Raw genomic sequence first — 14346 nt, 5'->3', positions numbered from 1 at the left:
GTCACGACATACACGCCGCCCCCGTAATGCGCTTCGTTGTTTGAAATCTCCTTCGAGTCACTCCCGCGGATGTCAAACGTTCCCATCACTACATGTACGCCACCGCCGCGTATAGCTTCGTTAGCTTGGCCGACGCCGCCGATCGTACCGCCGTACATATGGAAAATGCCGCTTTGAAGTACGCCGCCGCCATTTGTAACAGCTGTATTATTAGCGATGAGGCCACTTCTCATAACAAAGGTGCTGTCAATCCCGGGGAGGCCACCAGTCCCCGTTGCCCCGCCAGCTATCTCTATACCGCCGCCGGTCGTCCTTGATGCATTATGACTGATGGTGCCGCCGGTCATCTCAATTCTTCCGCCATTGCCGGCAAGCGCACCGGCACCGCGATTCGCTGTGTTTCTTTCGGCCGGGCTATCTCCGCCAATGGTTCCTCCGGACATATTGAGAGTAGCAGGTATCCTCGCAAGATCGCCGGAAACTACGGGTACAGGAGAACTTACAAACACACCGCCGCCATTTACAGTCGCATCATTTCTATGGATTTGACCGCTTAACAGATCCATTCTGCCGCCACTTGTCAAATTCACACCGCCGCCGTTGAGAGCATTATTTTCTCTAATAAACCCGGCAAGCATATCAAATGTAGAATCGCGTCCCGTTACAAACACACCGCCGCCGCCCGCGTTGGTCACTGCGCTGGTCGCCACATTGCCCACGATCGTACCGCCGGCCATTGACCGTGCGCCGCGCAGCAAATCTCGCAGACTGCCGGCTTCGTTGTCAGACATCATCATAATAGGCTGACGCATATCAAAGCTCGCGCCGTCGCCAACCCATACACCGCCGCCGTTTTGAGCTGTGTTACCTTCGTCTTCTTCGGGGTCGCCGCCGATGGTGCCGCCGGTCATATTAAAGCTTGACGGAACAACATTGCCCGAAACCGTCGCACTGCCGGTAACATGTACACCACCGCCATCTGAAGTGGCCTCGTTGCCAAGAATTGTACCGTTTCCCATTGCAAAGCTCGATCCGGCGCCAACCCATACACCACCGCCGTTGAGAGCACGGTTGCCGTAGTCGCGATCTTCATCGCCAATCACACCGCCGGTCATCGAAAATGATGCGCCCTCGCCGTTTACCCATACGCCGCCGCCGGCTGTAACGGCATTATTATCCAATCGGTTGCGGCGATTATTTTCAATCACACCGCCCATCATGTCAAAAATACGAGTTACCGACACACCGCCGCCAAAGTTGGCTCGGTTTTGCTCTATTGTACCATCTGTCATCATAAAGGTCGTTGCGGTATCACCATCTATGCGGACGCCGCCGCCTTCGGGTGCTAGATTACCTACGATATAACCACCTGTCATGAAAGATGTGTTGGCGCCTAGGCGAACGCCGCCGCCGGCTGTGCCCGCCACATTGCCGGAACCCGGCTCAGCGCCGCCAATCATGCCATCGTTCATGGTCATAAAGTTGCCGTCATCCATGCCTACGTTTACACCGCCGCCGCATTGACCAGCTTCATTTCCTACGATATAACCACCATTCATTTCAAAAGTCGCATTTCGACGGACGAAGATGCCACCGCCATGTCTAGGGGTATAGTTTCCATAGCCCACAGTTTCGCTGCCGATAACGCCCGCGTTTAATATAAACCTACTGGGGTTGGCCGCTACATCACTGGCCAAGTATACGCCGCCGCCGCCTACGTCATAAGGGCGTACAGGCAAAACAATTCCGGCACCCGTGGCTGTGTTGTTCTGAATGGTGCCGGAGCTGTCGCCCGAACCCAAGTTCATCTCAAACAACGCGCCGCCGACCACAGCTACGCCGCCGCCTGATACAGCAGTATTTCTTTCAATCAAACCGCCGGTCATGTCAAATGTAGTATCAATGCCGCCTATCCAAACACCGCCGCCGCCTTCTGAGAAATTTGTGCCGCTGGCCACATTGTTCACAATCGTGCCGCTGCTCAAATTCGGCGCAGTACCGCTCTGTTCCATCACAAAGCTTGCACCCGCACGCGCAGTCACACCGCCGCCGCTGACGGCTGTATTGCCGAGCGTCGCGTTCGTGGTATGACCAATCGTACCGCCGGCCATGGTAAACTCGCCGTCTCCACCGGTGACAAACACACCGCCGCCGGTTTCCGTCGCCGTGTTGTTGCAGATCCTGCCTGCGTACATATCAAATGTTGTGTTATCCACAAACACACCGCCGCCGTTAATAGCCGTATTGCCTGTGATAACGCTTACATCACCACTCAACGGCATAATGCCGCTTAGCTCGTTGGCAAACCCGCTTATCGCTTGGCTCAGTCCGCTGCCGGACACCGCAATACGCATTTCAAATGTTGCATCGTTGCCGACCCATACACCGCCACCGCCGGCCGCTGTGTTGCCGTAATTTGGGTCTTCGTGGCCAATCATGCCGCCTGTCATGACAAAAGTTGTGCCTTCGTCGGTAATATTAACGCCGCCGCCGTTGACAGTTGCCTGGTTGTCGCGGATATATCCGCCGGACATCAAGAAATCGCCGTCTTGTTCAACATACACACCGCCGCCGCTTAACCGGGCTTCGTTTTCTTCAATGTACCCGCCCGTCATGACAAATGTATTTCTGGAAATAGACAGGGGTACTATGCCATTGCTTGAATCATCGGCACTATCAAGCACAAGAGCCATCCACGCATAATCATCATCATCCAATGCTGCGCTCAATGCCGCAGCAGCGGCAACTGGCCGTAAGCCGTGTACATACACACCACCGCCTCGACTGCCTTTGTTATCATAAATTCGACCGCCGTTCATCGTAGCAATGCTGTAACTGCCTTCGTGCAGATGGCCGACCCACAGGCCGCTGCCTTCGTTCAAAATGTCGTGGTCACGGATTATGCCGTCTTCCATGTAAAAGAAGCTGTCGGCAAAAATTGCCACACCGCCACCGCCCAATGCCATGGGGAAGAAGGCACTGAATGTAATCTCATTTTGCTCTATAAGGCCGCCTTCCATGGTAAAGATACCATTCATATACGCCAACACACCACCACCGACAATAGATGCGTTGCCAACAATTTCGCCATCGTACATAGTAAAGCTGCTGATGCCGGTGATAATAGGTCCAAACCCATCTTGGGGAAAATTTGTATAGCGACCAACAGCTACGCCGCCACCGCCGGCATCGGTAGCATAGTTTTCATTAATTTCACCATCGCGCATGACAAAATCGGCCCCGCCGCGTACATGTACGCCGGCTCCGCTGCCGCCGTTGCCTGTATTGCCGTTAATTTTGCCGTCAATCATTTCAAACTCGGCACTACGTGTAATAAACACGCCACCGCCGTAGGTGGCAGCGTTGCCTTCGCCCTGGTCAAAGTCACCGCCAATTGTTCCGCCGGTCATGGTAAATTCTGCATCTCCGCCGGTCACATACACGCCGCCGCCATGAAACGCAGAGTTTCTATAAATCCAGCCAGCGTTCATGGTAAATTCTGCATCAACAACATGCACGCCGCCGCCACTGAGGGACCCGAAATTCCCTGCAATCACACCGCTGCCGGTGCTGCCTGCATTCATCTCAAACGTCGCACCGTTGCCAACCCACACACCGCCGCCGCTGTGAGCGTGATTGGCAGAGACATAGGTGGGGTCGCCAATCATACCGCCGCGGAAGTTGAAATTGGCCTCTTCGCCAGACATGTGCACGCCGCCGCCCTCTTGGATAGCACCCATGCCGGTTGGACCACCATATCTATGGCTTGTAATCAAACCGCCATTCATATTAAATGTACCGGCATTGATCCGCACACCGCCGCCGCGCTCTGCACGGTTGGCAACGCGTGGGGTTGGTGTACCAAAAATATTTAGAGGCGTATGGCCGCCGATTTCACCGCTGTTGAGATTAAAGCGCGGATTGGCAGGCGCGAACGCAGGCGCATTAGAGCCCGCGCTGTTAATCATAACACCGCCGCCGCCATATTGGCCGGTCGTACCTAAGGCACGGTTGCTGTGAATAAAGCCGCCGTCCATGTTAAATATACCGTTTTGCAGCCAAACGCCGCCGCCGCCAAAACCGTCAAAGCCTTGCGCATCATTGTTGCGGATTTGCGCATTGCCGCTCATATTAAATGTGGCATTGACACCGTTGACTTGAACACCGCCGCCGTTCCAGCGCGCAAGGTTACCGTAAAGCTGGGCATTGCCGTACATATGAACCACAGCCGCATTTCCGCCCGGGTTTCCTGCTCCCGGGTTGGGAGGTGACACCAAAATACCCGAACCGTTGTTGTTGGCATTACGCGCACCCGCCGCCGGCGGCATATCATAGCTGCTGGCTCCGGTGCCGCGCATTACGTTATGATTGCGCACGCTGGCATTGCCGCGCACACGCAGCTCACCGCCGCCTACCGATATACCTGCACCGGCACCCGATTGTGTTACCATGTTTCTTTCAACAATGGCATTGCCTTGTATGACCACCGTGCCGCCGCCCAAACTCAAGCCACCGCCTTGGCCGCCGCCCGAATTGCTGTGAATACGCGCATCGTCGGTAACCAATAAATTGGCGTTGGCCAAAGCCGCGTCGCCTACGATATTGAGCGTGTTGCCTGCTGTGACTGCTATACCGCCGCCACCCGACGTATTGCTCGCGCCCACATGGTTGAAAGACACGCGCGATTCATTAAACATTCTGACACGCGCTGCCGCTCCGCGTACCAAGATACCGGCGCCGTGTGCAGAGCTGCCCTCGTGGAATGTATTGCGTTCGGCAAAGCTGTCGCCGCCAACAACCGCGTTGTTGCGCATTTCAACCGTCGCGTCGTGCACATATATGCCCGCGCCGCCCGATGTCACGCTGGTACGCGCCGTTGAGCGGTTACCCGCAATACGGCTGGAGTTATTCATCATCAACTGCGCGCCGTCTTCCAAATAAACACCCGCACCGCTTCCCACATTCTCATGTGTAACTGTACGCCGGTTTTGCGCTATATACTCAGGCGTGAACGGACGTTGTGCCGGCGGAAGAGGCGGCGTTTGCACCGGATTCGTCGGATTATACGTATCACTTGTCAACGGATCTGACCCTTCAGCATTGACAATACTGGTAAAGTTGTTGCTTATGCTGGCATTTTGGTTCATGTGGATGGCACCTGCCGTACCCACACCAGTAGCATTGCTGAACGACACAAACACACCGCCGCCCAATGCACTGGTATGTCCGTTTAGCCTGCTGCCAGGCACTCTGTTTGTGTACTGCGCAATGGCACCGTTGCCATCAATCCGTGAGTTGTTGTTCATTGTCAGAACACTACTATTGCCCTGCATATGTACGCCGCCGCCGTTGCCGCTGCGCTCAATGCCAAAGGCAATGTGTGGCATACCGAAAGGCATCGCACCCTGCAAGTTGCCGTTGGCGTTGACGTTGGCAGCAGGTATCGGAATGGTCGGCGTCGGTGTCGATAAACGCGTCTCGTTTATAAACCGAATTCTAACTTCATTGTTAATAATCCGTGCAGTGTCATTCATAGTGAGATTGGCGTTCTGCAAAAACACGCCGCCACCGTGAGCGTCAAGACGACCGGTGCTCGGATGATTAATATCAGTGTCGGATACCGTAGTCGTGGCATGATTGCTCTCAATGCTGGCGTTGCCGCTCATGGTTACAGTAGCGTTTTGCACGAAAAGCCCGCCGCCGATGACTGCACGGTTATTGTATACTACACTACCGCCGGTCATGGCAAGCTCGGCTGTCGCGCCACTTACTCGGATACCACCACGGTTTCCCGCAAACGCATCCGCGTTGCCGTCAATCGTAAGTGTACCGCCCGCAAGTGCACCTATGGTAAAATCACCGCTGCCTTCCACATGGAAGTGTCGGCTTAGATTGTTAACCGTAGTCACCCACGGCGCGCCCATCACCGTTCCTCCCGGTTGAGTAAGCATACCGGGATAAGGCATACGCAATACGATATCAGCTCCTGCCGCCGCTTGTACGTTGACTAAACGGGTCACGCTAATCGCGTGGGCGCTGTTTGCCGGCGCCGGAAGGGTTGCACCAATCGGCACAGTGGTAATCGTGTACCCATCACCCGGGTCGGTGATTACTAAGTTGAAGGTCGAACCTACCATACCCTCAGTCTGACCGGAAATGGCAAAACTCGGATGGATGACAATGGTTTGCGGATCCAAGGTGTTAATGGCATGATTCAGCCGCATCCAGTCGGTGGCATCATCAATTCTGACTTGTACTATGTCGGGAATAGGGACATAGCCGTTGGCCGCAATAGGCGCAGCAGGGTTTGCGATTACGCGCGCCGGGTGAAAGTCGTCTCTTCTGACTGGGCTTAATGGTATCGTGCTCAATGTAGCCGGAGCATTTATATACCAGTTTACGACAATGGAATCAGTGGGGCGTGTTACATCATAGCTCACTTGAGTTTGAGAGGCAGTTCCTGTAAAGCCGACAACTACCAGCGTTCCGCTTTCTATTGCCTGAAGATTGGCAGGTATTGCAGCGCCGGTAAACGCACCGGTACCGCTAATGCTGCGAGGACGAGTTAATTGAGTAAGCGTTGCTGTCATATTGCAGTCGGATGCCGCCGTACCGATTACTTCATACGTTACTTCACGAAGATAATTCCAGTCTCTTGCATTTATGTCGTAGTTGTTAAATACATGCCTGCGCATTGCGACTACAGGAGATTGACCGGCAGGGGGATTGGCAACACCCGGGTTTACACCAATCCACTCTAAGCTTGCACTTTGGAGAGCGCCTGAGCCGGCGGCAACGCCGGGATGCACCACGCTCCTATTGCGCCATTCCAAGTTATCATCAACACGCATACCATGCGAAGCTGAGTTATTATTAAAGGTAACATTCTGACCAAGGACCAGTGTTGTTGACGCTGCGCCTGCCGGCAGATTTCCTACCGCCATATAAATCGCACCACCATTAGTTGCTCTGTTATTTGTAAAGGTGCTGTTATGAACAACAACCGCTCTGCGAGTGGCAGGGTTGCCAGAGTTAGCATTACTTAATATCGCTTCTACATGAATTGCGCCGCCGTTCCCGCCGGCTGTATTTCCGTCAAATGTAACACCATTTGCATGAATACCATGGTTTGAAGACAGCAAAGATATTCCGCCGCCAAAAGTACCTGCGGTGTTATCGGTAATCCGGCTGCCCGCCGAGAGGTTTATTGTCATGCCATCGGTGTTAAAAATTCTGATACCGCCGCCGGATGTGGCTGCCTCATTACCATGAATGATTATTTCGCCTTGCATGGTAACTGTAGTGTCCGAGTTTGCGTGAAGGCCGCCGCCTGTGTTTCCTGCGGTATTGTATTCTATGGTACCGCCGTGCATATGCAATGTCGCATGGCCGCTCTCGCCGGATGCGGCAAGCTGAATGCCGGCACCGCCGTGGGCTGCAGTGTTGTGAGATATAGTCCCGCCATGCATGTGCATAATACTGTTATCGGCGCCGGAGGAGCGAGAAATATGCACACCGCCGCCGCCGCCGGCGCCTGTGCCTGTGATTGTAGAGATGTTGTGGCTAATTGTAGCACCGGCACGCATGGTTAGTTGGCCGGTTGTTACCAGCACGCCGCCCCCTCTGGATGCCCGGTTATGGCTTATGGTGCTGCCGATTTCTAAATGAAGACGTCCTGCCGCTGCTGTAATTGCAATACCACCACGAGCACCGGTACCGGCAGGCAGATCCGACCTCACCGTAGCATTCCATATGTGCATTGTGCCGGTTAAGGTAAAGTGCCGTGCCGTGCCGCCGTTACGAGTAATGCTAAACGCTTCTTCTATATCGTCTGTATCACTAAAAATGTGTGTCGTCCCGGCAGCAGCTATAGCTGTTCCGTCGATAGTAATATTATTCATCAGGCGTATAGCTCTGGGCGAGGACTGAGACATAGCCCAACGCAAACCGCCGGCAGTGGTGCCGCCGTGCGTAACATTATGAATTGCGATGCCTGACGGTAAATTCACCTCAGGTGGTGTAAGATTGAATGGCGTGATGCCGACATAGCCGTTTCCATTTGCCGCAACTTCTTCAGCGTTGTTATTTGCTTCTTGTGTGTTTTGGTTCTCTTCTTGGCCACTTGCTTCGTAGCCATCTTCGCCGTCCACAGGGGGCGTGATGGTAATAATTATGTATCCGTTTTCACCGGCTTCGCCGTCCTCATCGTCCGACTCCGACTCGTCGCTTGTCAGTTCCGGCAATTCGGTATCCAATGCATCACCATCTAACGAATCGTTTGTCTCAACGCCTGTATCTGTATCAACGGTCGCCTCGCCGTCGAAAGCTTCAATCTCATACGTCCAACCGTCCAAAAGGTTGACAAAAACATCATTTTCGTCAGCTTGCGCCGGCAAAATGATGCGAATAACGTCGTCTTCCTCTTCCACGTCATAGGTCACGTCGGACGGCGTCACAACAATATTGCCGTCGGCGTCCATTTCAACGTGGATGCCCTCAGGATATTCGGTCCCATAATAGCCGGTGGCATCGCCGGGCTCGTTGTCGCCGTAGGTCGTGCCAATAAACGCGACAGCCGCAAAGACGGCCAACGCGCTCAGCAAAATCAGCAGAACCGAAATCGTTCTGTTCGATTGATTGTCACGCAGATAAGTAGATTTCATATTACCCTCCCTGAGCAGTATGCTAACGCTTGTCAACATTTACCTCTATTTTGTTGTTATTTTTCAACAACAGCACAATATACAGTAATAAATACACTGTTTTCGACTTTACCATAATACTTTACCAATTGTCAATATATTTTCCAAAGAATTAACAAAATGTTCATAAAGTTAGTATAGGACATATGTCAAGTATGGTTTATATAGTTTAAAAAACATACAGTAAGCTTATGCTGCACATCCACAATCATGTCATCCTAAAAAACTTTACTATTTACATGCTATAAAATAACCTAGGATAATATAGCACACATTTTCTCACTGTGACCGTCAGAATGTCTAAAAGGCAGTTTTAAACGTCTAAAATGCAGTATTTCCGCTTTTGGGGGCTTGTCTAGCCTTCAAAAGCGTGTTATACTATGAATAGTTTTGTGCCTAAAACCAGGAGGTATTTTATGAAAAAAATGCGCATTGCTATATTTGATAACGACGCTGCCGAAACGGAATTTTACAAGTCCTTATGCCGAGAAACTGCGCAAAAAAATAATATACCGGTAGAATTAAAGCTGTATCATACCACGGACTCACTGTTGTCCGATTTGGACAGTCCTGAGTTTCGCAAAGCATTAGACGTCATTTTTTTCGCCCTTGCCAAAGATAATTTGGAAATTCCCGATTTTATCCGTAACACCGGCTATATCAACTTAATCGTCTTTATTGGCGGAGCAGAGATGATCCTGCCATATGAGCAATTGTTTGATACTGATGCCTATAATTTCGTACAAAAGAGCCGCACCCAAGAGCATTTGGATCGATTTGAGCACATACTCCAAAACGCGGCCAGGGATGTCGCAAAAAAACACAACGAGAAACTGTCCGTATCTTATGGTGGTGAAATACGACAAATCGATATCAATGACATTCAATATTTCGAGGTACAGCAGCGCGCTTTAGTTGTCCACTATGGTGAGGGGGAATCTTTCACATTTGTCACCCCATTGGCCAAAATAGAGAACAACCTAAAGGGGCGGCCGTTTGCGCGTGCCTCTCGTTTCCATCTTATTTCGTTGGATGCTGTCGAGAAACTCACCTATACAAATGTGCTCATGCAAGACGGCACCAACATTCTTGTCGGGCGAAAATATTATCCGGCACTCAAAAGCGCGTTAGACAAGAGAGCAACCTAACGGCATGAAAAAAACGAGACGATATATCGGCATTATAATGTCTACGATACTCTGCCTCTTCCTATTTAATGTAGGCACCCAAGCACAGCCGTACTATTGCGCGGAAGGCCGGCACAGGGATATCTTAGCAGAGCGCGTGCCGCCCACCGAAACCCAAAACGGCTTTGAGACATTTCAGTGTGAACTATGCGGCCGAGAGTATACCGCAATTTTATTTGCCACAGCACATATTTGGAGCGCATGGCGCATTGACAGACAATCTACTTGTACAGAGCCGGGGCAACGGCGACGCACCTGCACCACCCACACGCCTCACGATGAGATAGAAGAACTCCCGCCGTTGGGCCATGACTTTGTTTTGTCAACCCAAGAGCCCACTTGTGAGGCTGCCGGACTGCAAGTCTACACATGCACTCGCTGCGGTTACATACGCACCGAGCCGGGCGAACCGGCATTGGGGCACGATTACGAGCTAACGGCTCGGTATCCAACCTGCACAGAGAACGGGCTGCGCACTTATATCTGCACCCGCTGCGATAGCACTCGCACAGCACCGGGCGGATCCGCGTTGGGTCACGATTTTGTCCTAACCGCACAAGAGCCTATCTGTGGAGAGGCTGGAACAAAAACATATACTTGTGTCCGTTGCGGCTATACATATGCAGAGCCCGGCCAACCGGCTATTGGTCACAGTTTTGGCGAATGGCACATAGACGTTCCGGCTGAGATAGGGCATTATGGCCTAGAAGTCCGCGCTTGCGTCCATTGCGGGCGGCGAGAAGAGCGCGCCATTCCCGCCCTTTATCAATATCAGACGCCTCTATTTAATGAAATTGATGCGGTAGCCGGCGGCATCAGTCTTTCCCTGCTCATCATTTCTCTCTTTCTGTTATTGCCTTGCATCATCACTATATCGAGAGAAAAAGTCGCCTATAAGGCCTATCTAAAGCGAAAACAGCTTGCGCAATTGGAGGACAAAAAATATGGCTTTCATTAATTGTATGACTCTTATGAATTGGCTCAGCATCGGTGCAGTGGGCATCATTCTGCTTGTCAGCATCGGATTAAATATCTATTACAAGATAAAATTGCGTAACTTGGACGGATTTATGGGCATCATTTCCTCTGAGCCAGAGGATGAAGACAATCATTGATCGTTGACACGGAGGAGTGCTATGCGTTACTTACATCACTTGCGGCGTGGGCGATGCCCGGCTCTATGGATTTTGCTTTGTATTTTGATTGCTTCGACGGCAGCTGCAACCGTTTCGCTCGTGAATTTGGTCGACACGACACACGGCCATATTGATGCCTCGGCATATGAATTTGTCTACGGCGACCGTGAGTATGATGGTTTTGGCAACCAAGGTGAGCACAATGACTGTATATATACAAAGTATGCTCAGGCACCTGCAAAAGAGAGCGAAGTCCCACCCCACCAAGTACTCTACAAAAGCATAGAAAATGACGCGAAAAGTGAAGGCAACACTCTATTGCTGTCTGATAATGCCCACCACAAACAAAATAACGACTTTGCGTCAATGAATATCCCTGCGGGGTCGACAGTGAATTGGGCGACGCCGGTTTCAAATCATGCCGAGCTTGCCGCGCGGATTGACGCTGCACCACCGAATGCGGCAGCCGATGTCTTTCATGCCATTCCCATTGACGCTTCATTTGCGCTTGACGGCACAATCAATGTGGACGTTCCAAACGCCAACATCATACTGACAACGGCAGGAACTGATTTGAGCGCGAGCAATACTCCCGTTCCTGATGCGACTCCTGCCGCATTTGAGTTGCGCCACGGCAGCGAGGGGCGGCATTTTACGCTCAGCGGCGGCGCACGCTTGATGCTGGTCAATATTATCCTTGACGGACGTGACATGACAGGGGCTATGCCGCCCGCGGACACACACCGCGGCGGTATAGAGGCCGTTAGCGGGCATTTGACAATGCAAAGAGGCAGTGTTATCAGGCATAACCGTGCCATTAATGGCGGCGGGGTACACTTAACCGACAGCACCCTTTATATGTTCGGCGATGCCCGCATTGAGAGCAACCGCGCGCAAGCAAACGCGCCGGAGGCTCCATTTGCCGACACGGCGCAAGCACAGCGTATCGGTTTGGGCGGCGGCGTCTATATGACCGATAGCCATGTCAGCATGAACGACAGCGCACGGATAACCGATAATGATACATTTGGTAGCTACATAAATCACCGCATACCGGAGAATTTGCCGGTGTTTGACCCGGAGAATCCATTTTTTATTCCGCCGGCAGCACCCTTTTTCACCAACTTTGACAATGTGGGTCACGGCGGCGGGGTATTTATGACAGGCGGCACATTTGGCATGAACGACAATACGCGGATCGATGCCAACCAAACGTCAGTTATTTTGGAAAATAAGGGCATCGGCAGCAACGCCATCGCCGATAACAATGCCCATGGCGGCGGCGTGTTTCTCGAAGGCGGCGCGGTGTTTGAAATTTTCCACGCCAATGTCCGCATTGGCAATAACCGCACGAATGTCAGCCTATTGCATTACAACCCATCAGGCCCGGCAGAGCCTACAGAAGAACGATGGGAATATATCGTCAGTCATCGGCGAATAATGTCTGCCCGTGCCTCCGGCAGCGGCGGTGGCGTGTTTGTCACGGGCGCAGATACACGCTTTGAAATGCACTTCGGTCAAATCCATAATAACACCGCCAACGCACAGGGCGGCATCAGCGGCGGCGGCGGCGTATTTATTACCAATGACGCAATACTGAATATGCGCAATGACAGCGTGATTGGCGGCGACAATTTTGCGCAACAAAATACGTTTGTGCGCGGTGGGATGGGCGCGGGCGCCGTTGTACATAACAACGCTGTGCTGAATATGCACGACACGGCAGGCATCACATTTAACAACATCAGAATCGGCAACAATAACAGCGGCGGCGGCGTGTTTGTGAACAACGGCGAGCTAAGGATGTATGATGCCGCACATATTTCCAACAATATCGGCGGTTATCACGGCGGGGGCATCGGTATGACGGGCGGCACAGTACAAATGCGCGGACGATCGGCCATTCACAACAATTCGGTCAACCCCGGCGCAGGGCACGGCATCGGCGTGCGTATGATAGGCGGCACATTTGAGATGCACGACACGGCCGGCATTCACAACAACACACTGGCCAACGTGGTGCATATCGGCAACGTTGTTTCGGCGACCACACCCCAACGCGGCGGCGGCATATTTATAGGCGGCGGCACATTTACCATGAACGGCAGCGCATCGATTGCCGCCAACCGTGCCGGGCACGATGGCGGGGGTGTATTTGTACAGGGCTCAGCGGCCAATTTCAATCTATACGGCGGCATCATTGAGGGCAATGATGCCGGGCATCGCGGCGGCGGTGTGTATGCGAGCGCAGCATTCAATCTACGTGGTACAGACGCCAAGGTCATTGCAGGCAACGAGGCTGGCTACGGCGGCGGCGTACATGTGAGCGGGCAGATGCATATGACTGCTGACGCGAATAATGTGAGCTTCACGGATAACCATGCGCGTCAAGACGGCGGCGGTATATTCACGACAGATTATGAATACGCGCATGTGTTGACAACTGCAGCCGGCACGGCGATATATTATCAAAATATCACACTCAATGCCAACACGGTGTTCAGCGGTAATACGGCGGGCAACGGGTCATTCATGCCGCCGCGTAACGCAAATGCCGCAATCGTGTCGAATATTCTCTTTGTAATGCCTGTCAGCGCGTTTGATCATCCACTCAACAACTTCGATATTAATTTTTCCTTCGAGATTGGCACGCCGACACCTGCACCGTCGCCTATACCATCCCCCATGCCATCTCCTGTGCCTTCTCCTGTACCGTCTCCCATGCCATCTCCTGTGCCTTCCCCCGTACCGTCTCCCATGCCATCTCCTGTACCGTCTCCCATGCCATCTCCGACACCGCCTCCTATGCCCTCCCCTGCTCCGTCTCCCGAGCCGAGCCGTGAAACCGTTGTAATACAAGGCGCCAAAACGTGGGAACACGGTTCTCTTTCACCTCGTTACCATCCAAATTCTATCACGATTGTTATCAGGGCCGACGGCCAAATCGTTTTGCAACGAGTGATAACGAGCAGCGACCATTGGAGTTGGGCTTTTATGTTGGATAAATATGACGCTGACGGCAATGAGATTGTGTATATGATTGAGGAACTGCCAGTACCGGGATATACTACGACAATCAATGGTTTTGACATTACCAACACCTTTGACCCAAGTGCCTCTGGCAGGCCTGACCGTTCCGGGCAATTTGGAGGAATAAATTCAAGGGGTGTAAACTCAGAGAACGCAAATTCCGTCGGCTCAAATCCGAGAACCAGCGACAGTAACCATCTGCCGGGCTTTATTGTGCTGTTCGGCGTCGGGACTTCGGGCATCGTTGCTCTTTCGATATTGTCCTTAAAGCACATCAAACGGCCTTAGGCA

Annotated in this window: 5 protein-coding genes; 4 read left to right on the top strand and 1 reads right to left on the bottom strand. The window is 52.4% G+C overall.

The window, feature by feature from the left end:
- Nucleotides 1–8663, bottom strand: an 8663-nt coding sequence (locus tag FWE06_05385; protein ID MCL2546613.1) for a hypothetical protein, incomplete at its 3' end; no start/stop codon positions are given.
- Between the two features lie 455 nt (nt 8664–9118).
- Between FWE06_05385 and FWE06_05380 the strand changes: the two genes are divergently transcribed.
- The 4 genes from FWE06_05380 to FWE06_05365 are packed head-to-tail and all read left to right on the top strand — an operon-like array spanning nt 9119 to nt 14343.
- Nucleotides 9119–9850, top strand: a complete 732-nt coding sequence (locus FWE06_05380) for a response regulator transcription factor (GenBank protein MCL2546612.1) — start codon at nt 9119–9121, stop codon at nt 9848–9850.
- A 4-nt stretch (nt 9851–9854) separates the two neighbouring features.
- A complete protein-coding gene (locus tag FWE06_05375) occupies nt 9855–10847 on the top strand; it encodes a hypothetical protein (protein ID MCL2546611.1) in 993 nt (330 codons plus the stop codon).
- Nucleotides 10834–11004, top strand: a complete 171-nt coding sequence (locus FWE06_05370; protein ID MCL2546610.1) for a hypothetical protein — start codon at nt 10834–10836, stop codon at nt 11002–11004. The genes FWE06_05375 and FWE06_05370 overlap by 14 nt, the downstream gene beginning before the upstream one ends.
- 21 nt (nt 11005–11025) lie before the next feature.
- Nucleotides 11026–14343: a Cna B-type domain-containing protein gene (locus FWE06_05365; protein ID MCL2546609.1), complete on the top strand. Its 3318-nt coding sequence runs from the start codon at nt 11026–11028 to the stop codon at nt 14341–14343.
- Nucleotides 14344–14346 lie beyond the last annotated feature (3 nt).

This window comes from Oscillospiraceae bacterium (genome assembly GCA_009780275.1).
Classification (GTDB): Bacteria; Bacillota; Clostridia; order Oscillospirales; family UBA929; genus WRAI01.
Note: the sequence above shows the minus strand (reverse complement) of the source record. Positions and strands in the feature narration are given on the sequence as shown.

Excerpts from the sequence above, each read along its gene's own strand:
- FWE06_05375 (MCL2546611.1), top strand. The coding sequence starts at position 9,855 with ATGAAAAAAACGAGACGATATATCGGCATTATAATGTCTACGATACTC.
- FWE06_05370 (MCL2546610.1), top strand. The coding sequence starts at position 10,834 with ATGGCTTTCATTAATTGTATGACTCTTATGAATTGGCTCAGCATCGGT.
- FWE06_05365 (MCL2546609.1), top strand. The coding sequence starts at position 11,026 with ATGCGTTACTTACATCACTTGCGGCGTGGGCGATGCCCGGCTCTATGG.
- FWE06_05380 (MCL2546612.1), top strand. The coding sequence starts at position 9,119 with ATGAAAAAAATGCGCATTGCTATATTTGATAACGACGCTGCCGAAACG.